Source organism: Spirosoma migulaei (assembly GCF_054776855.1).
Window position 1 is genome coordinate 1 of record NZ_BAAHBG010000050.1, and the last position, 20,877, is coordinate 20,877.

At 44.6% G+C, this 20,877-nt stretch carries 22 protein-coding genes; 13 read left to right on the top strand and 9 right to left on the bottom strand.

What is annotated here, in order from left to right; translation table 11 throughout:
- Window positions 1-620: 620 nt before the first annotated feature.
- Together ACYVGO_RS38290 and ACYVGO_RS38295 are read right to left on the bottom strand one after the other, a co-directional pair.
- A complete protein-coding gene (locus tag ACYVGO_RS38290) occupies window positions 621-1,256 on the bottom strand; it encodes a peroxiredoxin family protein (protein WP_460974076.1) in 636 nt (211 codons plus the stop codon).
- 90 nt (window positions 1,257-1,346) lie between these two features.
- Window positions 1,347-2,081 (bottom strand): DUF3667 domain-containing protein, encoded by a 735-nt coding sequence (locus ACYVGO_RS38295; RefSeq protein ID WP_460974077.1) that lies wholly within the window; start codon window positions 2,079-2,081, stop codon window positions 1,347-1,349.
- Between the two features lie 473 nt (window positions 2,082-2,554).
- Here ACYVGO_RS38295 and ACYVGO_RS38300 point away from each other — a divergent pair, with 473 nt between their 5' ends.
- Complete coding sequence (locus ACYVGO_RS38300) at window positions 2,555-3,136, top strand: dTDP-4-dehydrorhamnose 3,5-epimerase family protein (RefSeq protein ID WP_142772602.1); 582 nt, start codon at window positions 2,555-2,557, stop codon at window positions 3,134-3,136.
- On the opposite strand, the gene ACYVGO_RS38305 is transcribed toward ACYVGO_RS38300, so the two are convergent.
- Both ACYVGO_RS38305 and ACYVGO_RS38310 read right to left on the bottom strand, forming a co-directional pair.
- The gene (locus ACYVGO_RS38305) at window positions 3,045-3,941 is read right to left on the bottom strand and encodes a glycosyltransferase family A protein (RefSeq protein ID WP_460974078.1); all 897 of its coding nucleotides are present in this window, start codon (window positions 3,939-3,941) and stop codon (window positions 3,045-3,047) included. The two genes, ACYVGO_RS38300 and ACYVGO_RS38305, sit on opposite strands and share 92 nt — an antisense overlap.
- Window positions 3,942-3,957: 16 nt before the next feature.
- Window positions 3,958-4,857, bottom strand: a complete 900-nt coding sequence (locus ACYVGO_RS38310) for a Gfo/Idh/MocA family protein (protein ID WP_460974079.1) — start codon at window positions 4,855-4,857, stop codon at window positions 3,958-3,960.
- A 379-nt stretch (window positions 4,858-5,236) separates the two neighbouring features.
- On the opposite strand from ACYVGO_RS38310, the gene ACYVGO_RS38315 reads away from it, so the two are divergent.
- On the top strand, window positions 5,237-5,548 hold the full coding sequence (locus ACYVGO_RS38315; RefSeq protein ID WP_460974080.1) for a hypothetical protein: 312 nt from the start codon (window positions 5,237-5,239) through the stop codon (window positions 5,546-5,548).
- A 141-nt stretch (window positions 5,549-5,689) separates the two neighbouring features.
- On the opposite strand, the gene ACYVGO_RS38320 is transcribed toward ACYVGO_RS38315, so the two are convergent.
- From ACYVGO_RS38320 to ACYVGO_RS38330, 3 genes are all read right to left on the bottom strand, one after another.
- Window positions 5,690-6,031, bottom strand: coding sequence for a hypothetical protein (locus tag ACYVGO_RS38320; RefSeq protein ID WP_460974081.1), 342 nt, complete (start codon window positions 6,029-6,031; stop codon window positions 5,690-5,692).
- Between the two features lie 262 nt (window positions 6,032-6,293).
- Window positions 6,294-6,623, bottom strand: coding sequence for a LytTR family DNA-binding domain-containing protein (locus tag ACYVGO_RS38325; protein ID WP_142772597.1), 330 nt, complete (start codon window positions 6,621-6,623; stop codon window positions 6,294-6,296).
- 1,308 nt (window positions 6,624-7,931) lie between these two features.
- Complete coding sequence (locus tag ACYVGO_RS38330; RefSeq protein WP_460974082.1) at window positions 7,932-9,176, bottom strand: hypothetical protein; 1,245 nt, start codon at window positions 9,174-9,176, stop codon at window positions 7,932-7,934.
- A gap of 601 nt (window positions 9,177-9,777) precedes the next feature.
- Between ACYVGO_RS38330 and ACYVGO_RS38335 the strand changes: the two genes are divergently transcribed.
- From ACYVGO_RS38335 to ACYVGO_RS38355, 5 genes are all read left to right on the top strand, one after another.
- A complete protein-coding gene (locus ACYVGO_RS38335) occupies window positions 9,778-11,118 on the top strand; it encodes a phage integrase SAM-like domain-containing protein (protein ID WP_460974083.1) in 1,341 nt (446 codons plus the stop codon).
- 34 nt (window positions 11,119-11,152) lie between these two features.
- On the top strand, window positions 11,153-12,373 hold the full coding sequence (locus ACYVGO_RS38340) for a hypothetical protein (protein WP_460974084.1): 1,221 nt from the start codon (window positions 11,153-11,155) through the stop codon (window positions 12,371-12,373).
- Between the two features lie 138 nt (window positions 12,374-12,511).
- Window positions 12,512-12,823 carry a helix-turn-helix domain-containing protein gene (locus ACYVGO_RS38345; RefSeq protein ID WP_460974085.1) on the top strand — a complete coding sequence of 104 codons (312 nt, stop codon included), beginning with the start codon at window positions 12,512-12,514 and terminating at the stop codon, window positions 12,821-12,823.
- Window positions 12,820-13,272 (top strand): hypothetical protein, encoded by a 453-nt coding sequence (locus ACYVGO_RS38350; protein ID WP_460974086.1) that lies wholly within the window; start codon window positions 12,820-12,822, stop codon window positions 13,270-13,272. The genes ACYVGO_RS38345 and ACYVGO_RS38350 overlap by 4 nt, the downstream gene beginning before the upstream one ends.
- Before the next feature lie 3 nt (window positions 13,273-13,275).
- Window positions 13,276-14,865 carry a DNA primase family protein gene (locus ACYVGO_RS38355; protein ID WP_460974087.1) on the top strand — a complete coding sequence of 530 codons (1,590 nt, stop codon included), beginning with the start codon at window positions 13,276-13,278 and terminating at the stop codon, window positions 14,863-14,865.
- Between the two features lie 133 nt (window positions 14,866-14,998).
- Here ACYVGO_RS38355 and ACYVGO_RS38360 read toward each other — a convergent pair whose 3' ends face one another.
- Window positions 14,999-15,145, bottom strand: a complete 147-nt coding sequence (locus ACYVGO_RS38360; protein ID WP_460974088.1) for a hypothetical protein — start codon at window positions 15,143-15,145, stop codon at window positions 14,999-15,001.
- Between ACYVGO_RS38360 and ACYVGO_RS38365 the strand changes: the two genes are divergently transcribed.
- The 3 genes from ACYVGO_RS38365 (at window position 15,144) to ACYVGO_RS38375 (ending at window position 18,160) form a co-directional block, all read left to right on the top strand.
- Entirely contained in the window at window positions 15,144-16,493 is a 1,350-nt protein-coding gene (locus tag ACYVGO_RS38365) for a DUF6371 domain-containing protein (RefSeq protein WP_460974089.1), read from the top strand. The genes ACYVGO_RS38360 and ACYVGO_RS38365 overlap by 2 nt on opposite strands.
- Window positions 16,494-16,495: 2 nt before the next feature.
- A complete protein-coding gene (locus tag ACYVGO_RS38370) occupies window positions 16,496-17,311 on the top strand; it encodes a hypothetical protein (RefSeq protein ID WP_460974090.1) in 816 nt (271 codons plus the stop codon).
- 285 nt (window positions 17,312-17,596) lie between these two features.
- The gene (locus ACYVGO_RS38375) at window positions 17,597-18,160 is read left to right on the top strand and encodes a terminase small subunit (protein ID WP_460974091.1); all 564 of its coding nucleotides are present in this window, start codon (window positions 17,597-17,599) and stop codon (window positions 18,158-18,160) included.
- A gap of 235 nt (window positions 18,161-18,395) precedes the next feature.
- On the opposite strand, the gene ACYVGO_RS38380 is transcribed toward ACYVGO_RS38375, so the two are convergent.
- The gene (locus ACYVGO_RS38380; RefSeq protein WP_460974092.1) at window positions 18,396-19,424 is read right to left on the bottom strand and encodes a hypothetical protein; all 1,029 of its coding nucleotides are present in this window, start codon (window positions 19,422-19,424) and stop codon (window positions 18,396-18,398) included.
- A gap of 391 nt (window positions 19,425-19,815) precedes the next feature.
- Here ACYVGO_RS38380 and ACYVGO_RS38385 point away from each other — a divergent pair, with 391 nt between their 5' ends.
- The 3 genes from ACYVGO_RS38385 to ACYVGO_RS38395 are packed head-to-tail and all read left to right on the top strand — an operon-like array spanning window position 19,816 to window position 20,874.
- Window positions 19,816-20,097: a terminase small subunit gene (locus ACYVGO_RS38385; protein WP_460974093.1), complete on the top strand. Its 282-nt coding sequence runs from the start codon at window positions 19,816-19,818 to the stop codon at window positions 20,095-20,097.
- Between the two features lie 55 nt (window positions 20,098-20,152).
- Complete coding sequence (locus ACYVGO_RS38390) at window positions 20,153-20,713, top strand: hypothetical protein (RefSeq protein WP_460974094.1); 561 nt, start codon at window positions 20,153-20,155, stop codon at window positions 20,711-20,713.
- An 11-nt stretch (window positions 20,714-20,724) separates the two neighbouring features.
- Window positions 20,725-20,874, top strand: a complete 150-nt coding sequence (locus ACYVGO_RS38395) for a hypothetical protein (protein WP_460974095.1) — start codon at window positions 20,725-20,727, stop codon at window positions 20,872-20,874.
- Window positions 20,875-20,877 lie beyond the last annotated feature (3 nt).

Here is a 20,877-nt window from a genome sequence, read left to right on the forward strand (position 1 = left end):
TGATTAAACGCACAAACCTAGAAAAATACAACGCCCTCCACAAGTATTGTCCTTGATCCGTAATTAGTCTCATTTACCTAGCGTAATCAGCACCGCTGTAGTAAATGCGTACTCTGCTTAAAGCGAAAGAAGCCTGACTATTGCCAGGCTTCTTTCTTTCAGTTTTCTTAACGTTGAGTATGTAATCTATAAATACACTGCCATTGGTTGCTGGCAGCTAGCTGATTCTATGTTGCTTATTCTATAGCGCAAATTGTGCCAAACTACTAATATCATCCTAATATTCCTGATAGTCAGCTAATTACATTTTTAGCGATTCCTCAACATACTATAGAAGTTGTGGAAAAAGGAGTAGACTTTCCACACATATGTGGCGTATGGGCACAAAACAACCTGATGTGGTTTAACCCATTGATGATTTAATTGATTTTGGGGTAATCAATTCGGAACATGAGAAACGGGCTCTGGCTTAGAATTTATGCGGATTATCTGTTTAAAATGAGTTGCTGTCATTTCAATCACTATTCATCAGCTTAGCTCTATTAAGATTAAATTAGCTGAGAGTAAGCTAGTCATGAAACATTTACCATACGTATACAATTCCATTACTGATAAGCAGATCACTTACTACTCATCAGCAATAATGTGTCGATGGCAGTTTTAGCTTTGTAATAAGGATAAAGTTTATTGAGTCCACCCCCTCCTAGCCAAGCTTCGCGAATAATACCTCGTTGATCTACTACATAGGTAGTTGGGTACCCCATGAAATGGAATGAACTTGCCATGTTTTTAGCATCAGGGACTATGGTAAAATCAAATCGATTCTGCTGAAAAAAATCGGGTTTTAACGAAGCCGATCTGTCAGGAGTAAAACCGAGAAAGAGAACATTTTTGCCCTTGTACTCATCTACTAGTCTATTTAATGCGGGCATTTCGGACCGACAGGGTGCACATCCCATGAACCAGAAATTGATTACGACAATATTACCCGCTAACGAAGCTGAATCATAGGATTCGCCAGTGAGAGTTTTAAAGGTGGATAGAGGTATAGGATGGCCTTTCACGCATTCTGCCCAATCGTGGTCAATCTGCTGAAGCTTTTGCTGTGTAGGGTCGAAAAGTACACCCAATGCAGATGCAGATTGATTAGGCAATTTATTCGTGACTACCGCGTGCCTGGCATTGATTTGCTCTTCAAAACACTGGTTCAGCGTATTATTTTGAGCACGTAAAACCGACCTTCCCTGGTAAAGCATGACGATTATCAGGTAGAAACAAGCTAACCTCCTTTTTATCATGGCGATTGAGTTTTTATGTGATACTGATACGATGGAAAATAAGCACGCTTATGAATGAGTCAAGTACAGTATTTTGTAAAATAGGATCAGTCGGTAAGCCATGATCACCCCAGCAAACAACACGGTACTCAATAAGGCAGCAAAGACAGACCAGATCGTACCAGTGCCGTAAAATCGCCTAAACGCGCGGGCCTGATAGAAGCCTAGAAAAACCAGGCCAATAAGGCTTGCTATCAGATCTCCCCGGGCCTCCCATTGGAGTTGCCCAATTATCCAGATGAAGGGTAATACGATAAGGAACTGCTGAAGTAAAAAAAAGATCAAGACGAAACTCAAGAAGTGTGTCGAGAAGACCAGATGCTCAATAAATGTCCGATGGGCAGACCACATCAACACGCCGAATATTAGCGCGAACAGTGGAATCAGTATGATGAGATAGGTTTTCGAACTGGCTTTCATAGACGCATCGAATATCGGCTGAAAAGTTGCCAGCGTCTGGCCTGATCTAGTCAGTGCCTGCTGCACTGCTTCTTTGGTACCAAAAACGGTATAGTTGTTATAATTGAGAAAGCTACTTAGCGGTTGGTTAAACGCATTGTAAGTAGCCAACAGAAAAAACACCAGATTAACCACCAAAAATAGGCCTAATGGCTTCATATAATGTACCCGCCGACCTGCTACATACTCAACCGTGAGCTTTCCGGGTCGAAACAGTAAGGCTTTTAGCGTCCTTAGCAGTGTATGATCGGCATGGGTAAAACTCTCAACTACTTCTTCAGCCACATGACTGAGGGTTAAACTGTGTGGGTCGAAACGTTTTTCCCCACAGTTGGGACAAAACGTTTCCTGGTTATGATGGCCGCAGGTCTGGCAGGTCATAATGATAGGGAGCGAACAGGTGTAATGCAGGACTTTTGTTGTCAATTGAGTTACAAATAGGCTCAATGAAACCGCCGTAAGTCTGCCTATGTAAGCTACGGAAATAGTTATTAGCTGGCAAGCATATTTCTATTTGCCTACTTTTTTTGCAGACTGACTATCTTTTGACACCTAATGAGCTGCCCATTAACCTTGGAAGATAAGCCTACAATAACTCCATACTGGATCTCCAAAAATTAGTTGACGCTACTACCTTAATCCAATATTTTTTACAATAAATGTAACTATTTATCAAAATACCCTGCTAACTATGGGTCAAATCACCAAACTTATGAGTAGTATTGCTAGCGTGTCAATGGCAGACAAAAAGCCTATTCATGAATCATTCGCCGAGTTTACCCGTGACTTCCAGATTAATTGTAGGAAAACTTTTGGATGGAGTTGAGTTAAGGCAACTCAATGAAATAGCTGATCAGCGGGGGTCATTTACGGAAACATTTGCTTTACAATGGGGAGTAGGGATTTCCCCTGCGCAATGGAGTATAGTCCGTTCTGGAACGAATGTGTTGCGAGGTTTGCACATTCATCAACGGCATGATGAATACTTCTGCTTACTTGAGGGACATTGCCGGGTTGGGCTGTATGACGCCCGCCCCGATTCGCGCACCTATCAGCAATACGCCCTTTACGAGCTATTCGGGGCAGATATGAAGGCGCTTATTTTTCCGGCTGGCCTCTTACATGGCTGGTATTTCCTCACCCCTTCGATCCATTTACAAGCTGTTTCGGAATGCTATAGTACCTATGCTCAAGATGATAATCTGGGTTGTCGCTGGGACGACCCAGCCCTAAACATCCCCTGGGGAATCAGCGATCCGATTCTATCGGATCGGGCAGCCAGCTTTCCTCTGCTGACGGATCTGATGGTCTCTTTAGCCAACGCTGAACTTTACCCCTAAGCCAGTCAGGCAAATCGGACAAGCGTTTTCCTCGAACAAGTATCCAGCTCCGCTTGAACTGATTTCTCTCACAAAACAAACTAGCCAAAGCCTGATCTATAGCCGATTGTAGCTCTACTGGTGTTTGCATCAATGCGGTCCAGCGGGCCAGTTCTTCATAGCGTTGAGCGGTAGGCCAACCAGGATGATCATTTCGTTTGAAATATAAGAGAGTAGGCTGCCAGGCTATGGCAAACCGGCAATTGGGCTGGGCTATAATCTGTTCCCACATATAGAGATCGGTTGGACGGTTCACTGGGGTTGTCCGCCAGCCGTAAGGCAGTTTTTTGTAAAAGTCAAGCCGATGCCCTGCTGCCGATAAAATGCTAAGGGCAGTTGCCTGTTGCGGAGAGACGGGTAAATAGGGCAGGAACAGCTGCTGATTACGCCGAACGTAATAATAATTTGTGGCCACTAAATCGGCCATACTCAGGTGTTTGGCAAGGGTTTGAAGGTGATGAGATAACCATAGATCACGGTCACAGATATACGCAACAAAAAAGCCACGCGCTTGCTGTAGTGCCTGATGTCGGTATAGTTCACCCCGGCGGGGGTGTTTAGGATGATCGAAAAAATGGATGCGTCCATCCTCCCGCATCAAGTCAAGAATAACGGCTCGAGTACCCTCGTCAACCCCATCACCGATGATAAACAACTCAAAGGCCTGTAGCGTCTGTCGTTGTATACTTCCTACGCATAACGGCAGCAAAATCCCCCGGTCGGCGGTAGTAGGTAAAATAATCGTGGCCAGAATAGATTCGTTCATTCGAGCAGACAGGTAGTTAGGTAAGCCGTTCTATTTCTTCAAGTATCCGCATTAATTCAATACCTTCTTTTAACGGACTGATAGGTGGAGGTCCCCCTTGCAGATAACCGATAAAAGCGCTCAACTCAAGTTGTAAGGGAGTTGTTGAATCGAATAAACGACGTTCGTGCTGGCGTTGGCTGATCGATGTCTGGTCAGTACCGTACCAAATATCGACGGCGCTGGCCCGCTCATCGGCCAATACAGCTACACCTGCAGTACCATGGAGCCGCACCTCCCGTCGTTTATCCGAATAGCGGGTCGACACGTCGATTATACAGCCCGGCTTATCGCCCATCAATACCGTTAGGCCTCGTATTTGTCCATTATGTCGTTCGGCCAGTGCTGCTTTTGGCGTTGGTACCTGACCCAGAATATGCAGTAGAATAGACAGGTCATGCGGAGTTAGCGTTCGAAGCGTGTCAGTATCAGTGCGTGGGCTTGTCCAGTTATAGCGGGTAGTTTTCAGCAGTACTAATTCTCCCAATTCACCAGATTGACTAATTTTTTGCAATAGCTCAATACCAGGATGATACCGCCAGATATGCATCATAAAGGTGGGCGGCAAGGGTAATCGGCCAATGCGGAGTGCCTCCTGGTAAGAGATGGCCAGGGGTTTTTCTACATAAATAGGTTTGCCAAATGGCGCAATCTGTTCCAGCACAGCACAATGCGTTGAAGCGGGTGTGGCTATAATCAACCCATCGACAGAGAGTAGTGTATCGACAAAAGCCGTAGCATTTAAAGCACCCAGTTGGAGAGCTTGCCTACGTATGTCAGGATCGGTATCACAGACGGTAACAGTCACAGCCAATTCCGTCAGCGTTTTTAAAATCAACTGGCCCCAGAGCCCACAACCAATCAAACCAATATGCATAAGTGATCCGAAAAAGCGGTCTAGTAAAAGTCGTGTCGCTAAATCGGAATAGGCTTGACTATTCCTGCTACCTCAACCGAATATGATTCCTATCGTTTACCCAAAGTTAACGTAGTAAGCCGTTTTATTTGTTTCAACCAACTGTATTTGCCTGCTTAATTAAGCCTAACTGGCTACGTGTTTTATTGCTTACTGTCTTGGTAGCCTTTGGCAGCCCTGTTTTGACAGACCATAAATTTTGCGGCTACCTATTGTAAGCAAGTATGCTTGAAACTATAATTAATCATGCGCCAAACTAGAGACCATTTCCCTTAAGACAACTAGCTTTTTGGCCTTTTTATATTTTATTTGTAATATAATACTACAACAACTACATTATATGAACACGCTGCAAAGTAATGCTACCTTATTAAATCCTGAAGTACTCCTTCAGTTTTTACTCTACAAGGACAGCTCACGCCAAGCTACCACTAAGTTAGCTCCTGACTGCTGGATTGATTTTGATACTGCTTTTGGGCCAACCTTCCAGCCAGGTACGGAACACAAGGTATCAGTATTTAGTCCTGACTGTAAACCAGTTCTATATAAAGTAGTAGTCGCCAGGTCGCCCTTGTTAGGTCAAATGCCTCATCCTGACCAGGAGCAAGTCATGGTGCCAACGGCTACACTGTACTTTTTGCCAGCGGCTTAAAAGCTGACTCATGTGGTTGGTTTCATGAAATACGAGTTGGGCAGGCTTCTACTCTTCCAGACAGAAAAGGTTTTAATGCGATTTAGGGATAATAAGACAGCTGACACAATGATAAACAACTAGCGGCTTATCATCCTTTCGTCAATTTAAGCTGGCCAGATAACTATCACCAAAATTAGGATAGAGCCTTAAGATGACAACCAGTTCCCGCCAGTAGTCGGACAAAAACCAGTGTAAGTTCAGGTTATCCAACTCGTCCATTTGCTCAAAGGCCAGAATCATGGGTCTATCCTGAAGGGGATGGGCCTTATGGATGACAAATTTTAGGGCAAAGTAAATCCCATCTAACTCAGACCGAGTAAAGTCCGTACCCCACTGCCGGGGCAGAATACCGGGAAAAACGATCTCCGTTGCCAGAAATGTCTTGATATACTCTTTCAGTAAATAGATGTTTTTGTGCGGTGACATGGCGATGGCTTTCATACATGAAACCTTGCCAAAATCTTGCCAATGTTCGTTTTTTCTATACGAACAGGCGAAAAAATGTCATGATTTTTTTAGCAGATAAAAATCTGTAAATCAATTATTTTCACCTTTCGATCAACAGCAAACATATGATTATCTGAAACCCTATTTTAGATTACATTTTACTCACTTATTCCTCTTTACACGGCTAGTTTATAACATAAATCAAGCCAGTCAGTGCAACTGAGCAACGTTCAAGTCAAGTGTTTACAATGGGTGTTTACGCTCGTCCTAGCTGAAATAGCATAACGGGTACTCGACGGCGGGATATGGGTAGCTGAACTTGATCCTGCATGACTACGTAGCTTTGGGATCGTAGGCTGGCGGCTACTTGCAGGCGGTGAATGTAGGCAGGGTTGACCAGGGCTTGTTTGTGAGGGCGAAGAAACTCAGGCCACTTCTGAGCAAACCATTTTAAGGTATAAGCAGACAAAAATACGGTTCCGTTCATCAAATGGATACGGCTGTAATTAGCATCTCCCGTCAGGTAAAGGACGGACTGAGGTTCGATATGGTTGATAAGTTGTTTGGGGGGTAGCGCTTTTTTCATACACATTGATTTATGATGCATGCAACATACTAAATTATCGCAAATAATAAATAAAGAGTTAACAAATAGATTATATATGGAAACTAAAAGACAATACAAGTATCTGGGTGACCGCATGACGGATCCTGCATTGAAGGGTCTCTGTCATGCAGGGCCGTGTTATAGGAAGACAGCAAGTGTATTCGGGGTCGAAATGGCAGTATGCTGGTCCAGTTCGATTCTGGACCAATTGTACATGTGACTGGAAGGTTACTCCGGAAAATGAATTAATAAAACAGGCCACATCAAATTGATGTAGCCTGTATGACATAACCATTCACTACATTACTAACTATTTGTATCTAAAACAGATCTCTGCCCAATAAAGCCAACATAGTAAGCATCCGGTCTTGTATGTTCCCGATTGCTGTACAAAGAAATCAGGAGCATGCGAAGTTGAAACTGGTACAAGAATTTCCCTCACTAAAAGTGGATACAATCTTGTACTATTTTTCTTTATCGATATTGAATCAAATTCAACATTTAGATTCCTCTTCCTCCATAGAATCCCCTTCGTCGCCCTTCGTTTGGAGGAATTCGGTTTTGATTCCATTATCAATATAGCGTTCCCTGGATGGTGATAACACGGGGCCTACACCGCCAATACCTATGCCACATAAAGCCAGTGTAATAAGGCACACCAGGCCTATGAGCTTTAAAAGCTGCTTAATTCGTTTGATAAGCATATATCAATGAGTTGAGACTGCTGGAAGGCAGTACTGAGAAGAATAATGAGAAAGCCACTTAATAGGCTTATAGGGGAGGCACTAACCTCTAGAAGACAAATATGGCTCGTCGGGGCTACTAGGAATAGCCTTCAACTGGACGAACGTACACAAACGTGTGAGTACTGGTTTACTGGAGCAAAATAGCCTTATATGACTATTAGTCAAAGCGTTATAAAACCTTAAGACTGCAAACTGGACGTGCTTATAAGCGATAAAAAACCGTTTCAGCTTTATCGTCTTTTTTACAGACACGCGGTGACGGGCCTCCTGTTCAGCAACAAGCGATAGCTCGGTCTTTGGGCTGACTTTTACGCGGTCTTGACTCAAAAAGCCACCACCTAAAAAGGCAAAAAGACTGCCAAGCAGAGCAGCTGTTAGTAGCCACTTTGTCAACCTTATCTTGTGCCCTAAATGATGTGGTTTCATCTCATCAAATTACATAAGCATAAGCAATGTAAGTAATCTTTCTTACTTACTAATCAGGCACTGTTGACTGCCCTGGCGATAAGGTGCCGGTAACCACCTGGTTAACACCAGTAGCCTAGTTAGTAAGAATGGTTTTCCAGGTAGTTCCGTTCCAGAACTCTTTAGTGTGCGTCGTCAGATTGTAGATTTCTAAGCCTTCATAAGGCGTTAGGGCATCGCGTTGTGCGGTGGTAAATCTAGTACCACGAACCCCAAAACGTCCATTTTCATCAACGACCACCGTTTTTAAACTACCCGTCAAATCGGCACTGGTACTGTTCATATCCGGTGTTCGGATAGGTGTAGGACCGTGTAATACGCTCTTATAGCTACTATTGGTAGGGTCGAAAATGGCTTGTCCCTGCACAAGGGTCTGTCCGTATTGGAAAAGCCCACCTTCGATGTTTAAGGTCGTAGGGAATGTAGCGTTATCCTTACACTTCACACTAAGATTATAGCCCCTATGCGCTGCCGAAATAAGCGAAATACCCGTGAACGAACCCATACTAAACAACAAAGGGCCATGCATCCCAACACTCACCTGTGCTCCATAGCCGCCCGATGGTTGTAAAATACTCTGATTGTTTGCACTAAAAACATAGGTCGAATTATCAAGGTACATCCTCCCTACTGTAAGAGCATATAGGTTTGAACAGGACGCTGAAGGCCGAATAGTTGAACCCTGAACAACGATATCGCCCCCGTCTAATCCAATCCGATTCGAGCCATTTAAGGTTAAATCAATCGTAGTTAATTGGATCATTGAACCCGGACTAGCATACAGCCCCCCATTCAAGGCCATATAGGCGGGGGCAGGATACGCTGCTGAATACAGGAAAACGAATTTGTTATTGACCTCATGGTCTGAACTCAGTACAACCGGGTTAGCTGATGTAGTGTTACGAATGCTAACGAAGTAGCTATAACCCGAACTACCGTTTATCCATTCGATAGCCTTGTCTATGGTTTTGAACACGACCCCGCTGGTAAAACTTTCAGTCTGAACGGTATAATCGGAGGGGTCTTTTGTGTCGTCCCCATTCACAGGATCAATACCGATGTGGAGCGAATTGGCCGTATTGAGTGTGTTATAGGTTAATTTGCCAACCTTATTAATACCACCTATCGTTACATTTCCAGATAGCGTCATGCTGTAAGGCTGGTTAATTGCATCAGTCTTTAGAGCGTTCAAATTCAGACTATCAGTAAGTGGCATGCTATTCTTGCGTAGGGATTGGTTTACTTGTCGGCCAATTTCGGTGTTTTGGCCAAAGGCAAGAAGTGTAGTCAGCGATAGAACGATTGACAGAATGCGTTTCATTACAGACGGTTTAATTGAATAGACATTAATTGCTTCCAGATTGCAAACGCGGTGAGGGGGCTTTACTGAATTTGTTACTGTTTACAAAATTAGAATACTAATCGTTAACGTTCTCTGTTTTAAACAGAACAAGTGACGCTCCGAAAACAAATTTCTTTTTCTTGTCCTTAAACTACAGCTCGTAATCCCATACATAGCTTTACTTTCGTCTGGGTGGGCATCGAGTACCTGACAGCAGCTTATACGGACCGAAGAATGGCTTAATAAGGCAAAAGGCATAAAGCCAATTTTATCCTACTACTTGAGTGTTTTACGCTTGGAGCGTATAAGTTGTTTAAACCAAAACAAAATTAGCTAGCCAACAATGTAGTTAACTAGCTAATTTCCAATGTGATCCCGATTGGATTCGAACCAATGACCGCCTTCTTAGAAGGAAGTATATCTTATTTGTTTGTCATTTATTCTTCCATATTATTTCCACTGTAAATCAACAACTTAATGCAATTCAATTTGTTGTTGTTTGTTGTCTTATAGTATTAATTATTACATTTGTTTAAACCAACGTTTAAACCAGAACATCCGGTTTAAACCAATATTAGTCGTGGGGAAGACAACTGATCACAAGGAAGGGAAAGCAACCGTGAAAGCTGTTTATTACACTAGTAAGGTAATGGCTGATGGGAGTCATCCGTTTATGGTTCGTATTACCAAAGACAGAAAGCTAAAGTACCTGGCTACTGGCTTGACTTTGCATCCGAAATATTGGAACCCACAGAAAAAAGAAATTCGCAAAAGCTACCCCGAGCCTTACCGAGAAGATTTAATTACGAAGCTTCAGAAGTGGGAAAGAAAATATAGCAATGCAGCCAACACCCTAGCTGATGCCGATGCAATCCATGATGCCAACGATGTTGCCATCAAAGCTATTGAAGGCCGCAAGCAGACCCGTAGTATTACCTTACTCGAATACATTGAGGGACTTTGCGAGTCAATGAAACGTGCTGGACAGAATGGCAATGCGGATATTTATAAGGAGTTGTACGCTCTTTTATCTCGATTTTTTGATGAGGAATACGGCGTTAAAGACCTTTCATTTGAAAAGATCACTGTCAAGCTTTGCAACGCCTTAGAAACACACTTACGCGAGCGAGGTAACGCGGATAATACCATACACCAACGGTTTAGGGTATTACGCGCAGTCCTTAACAAAGCCATAGCCGAGGAAGTCACTCAGCCAGAGCGTTATCCATTTGCCCGTAATGCGGCTGAAAAGCATAAGTTTCAATTAGGAAAGTTTTCTACTAAAACAAGGAAGCGGGCTATAAGTAGAGAGGATATACGCAAGATTGAAGCTTACAAGGTAGTTGCTAAGCAAGGCCCATATGCTAGTTTAAGAAAGACAACTGAACACCTACAGTTAGCCAAAGACGTTTTCTTGTTTTCCTTTTACGTCGGTGGAATCAATTTTATTGACCTTGCCACCTTGAAATGGCGTGATATTGGCCTCGATACCGCAGGAAACTACCGAGTTAATTACATGCGCCAGAAAACAGGCGGCCGGTTTAGCATTCGGTTAGCCTCCCCTGCCCTATCCATAATTAATGCTTATCGTGCGTTCACAGAAACTGGTCCTAATGACTACGTTTTTCCGATTCTTAGCACTTCACGTCATATTACCGCCAGCCAGATAAAGAACCGATGCCATAAGGTTCTTGGAGAAGTAAATACCAATCTAAAAACGATTGCTGATGCGGTAGGAATTACGATTCCACTGACAACTTATGTTGCCAGGCATTCGTTTGCATCTGCCTTGAAACGGGCAGGTATAGCTACTGGGGTTATTAGTGAGGCCATGGGTCACACAACTGAGTCTGTCACCCAAACGTACCTAACCAGCTTTGAGAGTGAAACCGTCGATTCAGCTTATGATGCTTTACTTTAAATAATGCTCTTCCTAACATAACCGGTATCAAGCCATGAACGAGTTAGTTAAAGTAGACGATTCTACCTATTATGATCCTAAAACAGGTGAAGAGTATTTTTCAATAGATTATGATTGGGTGCTTAATCCCAAGCAGCAAAAAGATTCTACCTGCCGTCAGTTAGGAGAGATAATTGAGTCACTGGTATTAATGCGTACAGGGACAGATTGGGAAGCTCCAGAATTAAGTCTGGCTGAATACATCGACCGAATAGCTTCTTACAAAGCTGCTCGAATAAAAGAGAATGGAAGTTACCTCGAATTTTGTGAAATGGTAGCGCAAGAGGTCACCTCCAGTGGCAAGTATTATGAGCGTGAATCCAAATACTTGTTTATTGCTATGGATAAAGTCAAAGTAGCTTATCGAGATTATTTAGTTCAAGTGGCAGACGAATTGATTGAATATAGGGCCTTACAACAGGCTCGGAAACGTGTAGACCGTAACGCTCTTATCAAGCATTTACAGGAGCTTTTTATTACGAAGTCGTCTAATTCTGCTGTTATCGAATTTAAATCAGTAACTGCGGATCTTGAAGCTGAGTTATCCTTATTACTGACAAACGAAGAAAGGGAAGATAATCTGAAAACTGAGTATAAATCTCGGCTTATCATTTATAAGAAAAAGGCTGAAGGTAGTGCAGTTGCCAATATAAACTTTGAATTTATTCCCTGGCAATGCTTTACTACCCAATATTTAAATCGTACTTGTTCTGATTTCGTATATGTTTATGTAGACCGTCATCCAACAGATATTGAATTTGATTTGAGTTTAATCAATTCTTTTTCCAGGAATAAGATTAAGGTAGAGACAAGCCACCTCGCTGCTGAATGGTTGATTATTGAATGGATCAAAGGAAAAATTAGCGGCAATGTCTCAATACCTTCGCTAACCAATAAGAATGTAGAAGTATCAACAAAGAAAGTAATAAGTAAGCCTAGAGAAGAAAATCCGGAGCGAGAGCGAAAAGCGCGCATGGCTGTAGTTCGATTTGAGAATTTGCTAAGTGATGCTGTAATCAAGGAACGAAGCAAAAAAAATCCAATGCCAGATAAAGAGATAGTTAAAACTGCCATCCGGGAGTATATGCAATCAAAAGGCTTAAATTTAGCAGCAACTGAAAAAGGACTTGGTCGATATCTTAAATGCATTGGCAAACAAGAGACACCGCTTCAATATGGTGGACAATTTGTCCGACAAATTAAAAGTCGCAAATAGCTAGTTATAAGCAGGTTATACGCAATTTTGGACAAAACGAAAATTGTCCATTTTAAATAGGCGAAATACTGCCCAAGACTTGATTTTATCCAGTTTTGGGCTATTTTATTTGTGGTCAGAACTTAATCACATAAAGTTATGACCACGGCAGAAGTACATTTACGCGCTTGGGCAGACCAAGCAATCCGGCCAGTAATTCGCGAAATATTACGCGATGAGTTAGCCGATCTTTTTCCCAAACTTAGCCAGGCGAATCCTATTGATGAAGTTGGAGGAGTAGCGCTGGCAGTGAAGATTACTCGCCTGAGTGAGGCCCGAATTTATACCCTTGTATCAAAAAGGGCCATTCCCCACAAAAAACGCGGCAATCGCCTTTACTTTCGCCAAAGTGAATTAGAGGCTTGGGTTGAGCAAGGTAACCGGAAGCAGAATGAGGAGGTGGCAAAATGAGTCCACTTTCTTCACCTCCACACGCGCTCGACGATCCTGCCTACCGTCGGTACTTAATCGATAAGGTATTCGCCATCCTAAAAGCCCATGGCAGCTTTACCCGGGGCGTGTATGATGGCCTCAAAGCGAAAGATATTCCTACAGGTGGCATGAGGGAGTTGATTCGTCAACGGCCCTTCGATGCAGTTCGCTCGGAGGTTGGTGGCGTCACTATCACGGTCGAGATCACTGCTGACCGGCAAGGTGAGCAAGATGATCCCGATGCGGTTCGCTTTGCCTGTTCTGACCTGGAAACCTTTCGAAACTGGTTCTTTTCGCTACTACGTAGGTCAGGGATGCAATCTGCACCTTTAGCCGCTCTGGGGCCTACTTTCCCAAAGCCTACTTCCACCATTCGGCCAGATCTACGATCTACACCAGTTTTCCACCGTAAAAAGAAAAGGAAATAGTCAATGAAACCACAATGGAGACGCACCCTGACTACGCCCCCAAGCGGAGCCACTACTCCACCGGTCAGCGCTAAACCCACAGCTGCCAATACAACAGGTCCGGCAGCTCCCCCCACAGCCAATGGTGGAGCAGCTAACCCATTCCTTACACAGGCAAAAGCGGATATTGCTGATAAGGCCCGCATTCTTAGGCATACGGCTTTTGTTTTTCAGCCTAATGAGCAGCTAATGGCCAGCCTCCTGGAGCAGGTTAAGAAGGTGGATTTTCGAGCCCTGGCCGGGTTTGATCCCACTGATGAGGATGCTAAGCTTAAGGTGAGCGATTACCATGTACTAGTCTCCCAGCAGATTCTGGAGCTGACCAAACGTAATCAGTGGAACATCTGTCGTCGACATGATTTTTTCTACTTCTATAACGGCTCCTTCTGGCAAGTGGTGAATCATGATGACCTGCGTAGGTTCCTGGGGGAAGCCGCTGAACGGATGGGCATTGCCTGGCTAAAAGCCCGCTCGGTTGATTTTACCAAAAAGCTCTTTGAACAGTTTTCGGAAACGGCGTATATACCCGCTCCGGTAGTCGATGAGCATAGGGTAAAGATCAACCTGCAAAATGGAACTTTCGAGATCAGCGCCGATCGTCAGATCCTACGGGCTCCCAATCCGGCCGACCTACTGATGCATCAACTCCCCTTTGCTTACGATCCCACTGCGACGGCTCCCCAGTTTCAGACGTTTCTAAATAGAGTGCAACCTGATAGCGACTGTCAAAAGCTACTGGCCGAATACCTAGGCTACGTCTTTATCAATCAGGGTCGGTTGAAACTCGAAAAAGCGATGCTACTCTACGGATCGGGTGCCAATGGGAAGAGCGTGTTTTTTGAGATTGTAATGGGCTTGTTAGGTAAACCCAATGTCAGCAACTTCACCCTGGAGAAGTTGACCACCGAACCCGCTTACCGGGCACAGATTCAAAACAAGCTGTTGAACTATGCGTCTGAAATCAGTGGTAATCTGGAATCGACCACCTTTAAGGCGTTGGTATCCGGAGAACCAGTAGAAGCTCGCCTGCTATATGGGCAGGCCTTTACCATGACCAACTACGCCAAACTGCTGGCCAACACCAATGAGCTGCCCAATTCTCCTGAACACACCCATGCTTACTTTCGCCGATTTTTGATCGTGCCCTTTAACATAACGATTCCCGAAGCGGAACAGGACAAGCAGCTAGCGGACAGAATCATTCAGATGGAACTATCCGGAGTTTTCAACTGGGTATTAGCGGGCTTACGCCGACTCCTGGCTCAGGGCAACTTTACGCCATGTGAAGCGGTACAGGAACAGCTGGATATCTATAAAAAGCAGTCGGACAGCGTACGGCTGTTTCTGGATGAGAGTGAATACAGTGTTGGTTCCGATCGATACGTGTTGTTAAAAGACTTGTACCGTGACTACCGGGCGTATTGTCTGGAGTCAGGCATGCCCCCGGTCAAAAAGCCAAATTTTCAAAAGCGGCTCAACGGTATCGGTATCCAGACGGAACGCCGGAATGTGGGTAATGTGGTCTATGTCCACCGGACGGATACGCCCTACTAAAAAAAAGTAGGTTTTCCCGCCCTCACTTTTACCACTTTTGCCACCCTTTATTTGCGCTTGCAGTGAACCCAATAGCGTACGAAAAAAAATAATTTCTTTTTTCGAGCATCACTTTTTTCACTTTTTGCACGGCTTACCTGGCATGTGCATTGGCCCCCAGCGGAGCCAAAAAAAATAATTTGTTTTCTGAAGGTGCACTTTTTTCACTTTTTGCACGGCCTCCTCTGGTGGCAAAAGTGGTGAAAGTGGTCAGCCAACCAACTACTTTTTTTCTTATCATGACAACTCAGGCAAAGTCCTACCGCTTTCAGTTTCCTAAGAAAGCCCTGAAATCGGATTGTCCGGATTGCGCTCCACAGCACCGCAATACCCTCAGCCGGTACGTTGATACCCAGACCAATGAGCCCCTGCCTGACATCTATGGCCGTTGTGATCGGGAAAGTAATTGCGGCTATCACCTGAGTCCCTACAGCAAAGGACCAACAGGTACTAGTTACGCTGAAGAACTGCGTCAGGGCATTCCCAAGGAGTGGTTTAAACTGGCGGCAAAGTGGAAGCACGCCGGATCTACCCAAGTGGGCATTACCCATAGCCTTCAGACGATGGAAGGTGCTTCGACTGAGCAAGCTGAACGAGTAGCAGCCTATGTCTTCGAGAAACGGCCTACTCCTAACAACCTTAAACCAGTATACAGCCTGCCGGATAAGCTATTCCTCCCTTCGCTAGGCCAGTATGAAAAGAACCAATTTGCGAGTCTATTACATGAGCACTTCGGTTTTGGGGTAGCCACTCAGCTGCTACAGCAGTTCCAAATTGGCACTTCCTCCTACTGGCCCGGTGCCTGTGTATTCTGGTATATCGATGAGCAAAACCGAAAGCGGGGTGGGCAGATTAAGCTCTTCGGCGATGATTGGCATACAATCAAGTATCTGGATCGGAATGGCGAGAAACGCAGTAAAACCAGTTGGGTTCATTCGGCTCTCTTGCATCGCTATAGGACGGCCAACAACCCTATTCCGGACTGGTTGACAGCGTATGAGCAGCATGCCGAACGATCTCCCTGTTTGTTTGGCTTACCCCAACTTGAAAGCGCTCCTATTGATCAACCCATTGCGATCGTCGAAGCACCCAAAACGGCGGTGGTCTGTACGCCCTATTTCCCTGAATTTACCTGGCTGGCCGTTGGTGCTTTGTCGTATCTAAATGCCGAGCGGCTGACTCCCTTACGTGGACGAAAGATCGTGCTGTTTCCAGATCTGAATGCCTATGCAGACTGGAGTCGACGCGCGGAATTGCTAGCCGCAGCGGGCTTTCAGATTGAGGTATCGGATTTACTGGAACGGGTAGCCACCGACCAGCAGCGAGCCGATGGCTTAGACCTGGCCGACTTTCTGCTAGGCCAACCGCCTGACCCACCACAACCCAGTCTGATCCTGGACGGTCAGACCATAGTGGGCGAAGTCTTGGACGTTAAGCCCTGCAATAGCTATCCCGCGGATTGGGATGCGCCGGGCATTCCGCCAACTCTCATTGTTAGTCCCAATCGATCCCAATTCGCTCAGCATTTAGGGATGGTACCCAACCAAGTACCCCTGTATAGTTTAGCGCACATAATCCCCATTTCATGACTATGTTTCATTCCCAACTTCGCCGGGCTATTGCCAAGGCATTCCCATCCCGCTACAACTGGCTGACCTGGCCAAGGCTACTGTCTGATTTTGTCGACCTCGGGATCAAGTCCTATTTAACACTGCGTGATCAATACCATCAGGAGCGCCAGCTAAATCCCAATGCTGTACGGCCAATGGTTCCACCTGAGCTTCGGCAAGCTGTTAGGCTGCTGGCTAAGCAGCAGGGACATTCGTATGAGTTTCTGGCCCTGACTCATTACCTACTTCAGTGGGAAGTAGCCGCCCTGTCCAAAGAGAACGTGCACTGGCAGAAGCAGGCCACTGGCTACGAGCAGCTAGCCAATGATTACCAGCGGTTGGCTAGCGAAGTCACTGCTAATGATAAGCCCGGTATGACTACCTTACAAGCCAGTATAGCCCAATTCTTTCCTGACGCCTATACGCCTGCTACCTGGAAAGACTTATTACCTCAATTCATTGCTCTTCATATTGAGCGCTATGATCAGTTAGTAAAAGCGTATCAACAGGCGCTTGCCATTTGGCAGCAAAGCGACCAGTCGACACCTGAACCCGCTTACCCTATTTATCCAATTGAATTCGGTGAGGCCTGTGAAGAGCAGGCGAAACAGGAAGGACTGGATTTTCACGCTTTGGCTTGCTGTCTTTATATTGGTCATGATCAGGTGGACTTTCATCGCCAGCAAAGTCAGCAGTATGCCCAACTCTGCCAGGAGTATGATGAAGCCAGTATGCAGGTTCGAAAAGAATACATTGCCCTCCGAAAAGGCACGACGCTAGGCAAATGGCTGAATTGAAAAAGGTGGGTTAACATCTCCAATGTATCAAAAGTGTTAACCTTTGTAAGCCACCTGGGCTTACAGTGGACGCAGTTGACAGGTAAACGGTCTTTCGGGGAGGTTGTGGATTTTTTGTATATTTAGGGCGTATCAACCTGGCCTGGGTTGATCGTTGGAGCCAGTCATGCCGCAGTTGACGAAACTACTTTGGCCGCCGGTTCGGCCGTAACTAACCGGTAAATCTTTTCTCTAGTCAAGAACGAATCTGCAACGACCCCCCAGGAGCCCCGTTGTCCTTGATCCATGGAATCATTTCAAGAACCAATACCAGTTGATAAACCCGATCCAATGGCCTCGCTGACCGAACGGCAAAAACGGTTTGTGCTCGCCTATGTGGAATACGGTGTTGGAGCCAGGGCCGCGCGCGAAGCAGGTTATGCCGAAAAGAACGCCCGCGTGGAAGCCGCTAAGGTACTGAGAAAACCGGCTGTTAAGGCGGCCCTATCAGCCTTGATGGAAGAGTACGCAATGAGTGCTGGTGAAGCCATTGGCCGGATGTCCATTTGGGGTAGAGGGAGTATGGAACCCTTTCTTTCGGAAACGGGTGATATCGATCTGCTGTCCGATCAGGCCAGGCAAAGCATTGGCCTGATTAAAAAGTACAAGTGCCGTAAATCGGTAACCAAGGGACCCGACGATTTCGTGACCGAGACAACGACCGTTGAAATTGAATTGTACGATGCTAAAGATGCGACTGACAAGATGATTCAGATCTATGGCCGGTATAAACAAGTGCCTGGCGATGCCAATCAGCCGAAACAGTTGCAGTCGTATACATTACCTGATGGATCAGTGATTGTTTTTTGATCTGATTATAGCCAATTAATATTTAGTAGAACAAAAAATTGGCACCAAATCCACCTAGCATGGTATCTGGGTTTATCGTTTGAAGAATTATGTATTTTAGACTATGCAAAATACTTCTCGCAATAAAAATGGCTATTTATTTCTTTACCTGCTTTACGGCCATTGAAGGAGAGTCGACACGAATCTAGAACCGTAATGATATCATTCTTATATTAATTCCAGCTACTACTAAACCTTATCTTGCTTTTTTGTTACCTGATTTCGGCTTGGGTTTCGGTCTAGGGTTTGGTTTTGACAAGGGTGAAGCTTTAGGCTTAAAGAAGTCATCGACAATTCTCTCCACTATCAGGTCTGATCGCTTAAGCTGCTCACTAAATTGCTTTATTAACTGATCCTGGCTTGCCAATATCATATTGGTTCGTTTGTCCTGTAATTCCTGGATTTTTTCAAGCTTAGATTGATAGGAAAAGACTAAATAGACTGCTATTGCCAAAGGTATAATAAAGGAGCCATTAACTAGTGCCCAAGTCCATTTGGCCTTATCCATAGTGTTAGTTGTTTTATTAGCCGCTGTCGTGGATTGTGTGGTTGTAATAGCCGGGAATAAACCTGTCGCCTGAGCATTTACATTTGTTTCAAAATTTATTGTATCAATATTAAAAATTTCACTAAATGTTGAAGCGATATACCCCTCTAAAAAGACTTGCATGTAATCAAAATTATTGTCAAAAAACTCCAAAGCCTTTTGTGCCGGCTCTATACTTAAATCAAATAGAAGAGATCCGTACCTTATATTATTTACTGAAAATTCTAATTGTTGGGCTAATCGCATTTTCTTATAGAGATCACCAATGAAGAAATTGCTCGATAAAAATGCATCTCTTTTCTTTGTAAGATCAACTAATTTCTCCGCAATCTCAATGCTATCTCTTAGATTATTTTCTGGTTCATTATCAGATTGCTTATTATTCCTTAGGTTCTTAATTTTGGTCTGGCGCTCTTCATAATAATTTTCAATTAAATTTTCGTAAATAAAATATTCTGAACCTCGACTAGCGTTATTAAATTCATTTTGTGTTTTATAAATAATTGCTTCTTTTAATTTATAATTCAATTTGTCCCGTAATACACGCTCGTACGTGTCAATAAAATCAGTTTTATAGTACGACAATTCCTTAACAGCCGTCCAAAAGTCGACTTCATTATCGGTTGACTTACCTATTCCTCCTTTATGGCTGATAGTTATTTTAACAGTAGCTTTCATAGGAAGGTGATTTAGTGGGTTGGGAGAAGAAACGAAACTACCCTTTTCCGCCTGAATATTGGAACTCCTACTAATCACTTTAGTAAACGGCTTATTTTTCGCCTTATAACCTGAAGAAACCTGAGTTTTTTTGTATATTTATACCAGTCAATCAGTATAGCCAATTGAGTTCCGGCCGTACCTCCTCACGCTGAATGACCTTTGGAGCAAGCCACTCCGTAAACTGGCTGGACTACTTAGCTTGGTCACGCCTTAGTTGACTGGAACATTTGGCCATCGGTCCGGCCGTAAATTGACTACTAGCCATTTCGGCTAACCATTTCCCATTAACAATCCATGTTGTGTGCTACTTCTGTTGGAGGTGGCTCTAACTCTTATTCATTGTTGTCCAATGAATCCAGCAAATGATTTTGGGCCGGTTGCTCCGATGGCAACCCAACCAGTTCGCGCGCGCCCGCTTACCCGGCGGCAACTACATTTCATCCAGTTTTACCGCAAGCACTATAATGCCAGCCGGGCGGCTCGTGAAGCGGGCTATTCGCTCAAAACAGCCTATTCAATTGGCTGGGAAAATCTGAGAAAGCCGCAAATTAAAGCCGCTCTGGATACGCTGTTGCCTGACTATTCATTTTCAAGTCGAACACCAATTGGCAACCACTTGAAGCATACTTAGTGGTACGATAAAAAATCGTGTGATAGTTGAATTAACCTATATTAAAGAACTACTCATGAGTGAGCCCAATCCCGACCTGCAACCGGTCATCCTCTCTCCTAATACCAAACAGTTTGAAGCCGATGGTCACCTTTTCCATGTGCAACACGACCTGGATCTGCCGTTGATCCGGAACCGATACCTGGAAAAATACAGTCTGTTTGCCGCCTTAGGACGGCACGAAAAGGCGCTCATTGCGGAAATGCACCGCGCCTATCAAGCCAATAACGAATCCCGGCCGGGTGATGTAGCCGTGATCTTGGATAATTTAATTCGTGGCACGGCCGATTTGTTGTCCCGCGAAACGCCGGTGCTTTACATCTGCACCCTGTTTATCAATCGACACGACGAGGATACCAAAACGTTCGATCCTGAATTTGCCACTCAGAAGATTGAATCCTGGAAGAAGGCGGGCATCGCGAATAGTTTTTTTTTGGCCTCAGCGTTAAGCTTCCTCAAAATTTCGGACGAAAACTTGAACACGCTCACCCAGATTTCTTTGGGCTCAAGGCTACCAACGCTGGACGTACTGAGACAGGATCACCCCCAAAGTCCATCCCAATCGGACAGCAACTAGCCCAGAGGGATATGTATTGGAGTCAACTGCTATTGAACCTGGCCGAAGGCAGACCAGAAGGAGTAGCCGTACTGGAGCGTATGCCCAGCGTGGAGTTTTACTACCTCTACAAAGCGGCCAAATTACGGAATCAGGAAATTGCTGACAGCTATAAACACTAGGGC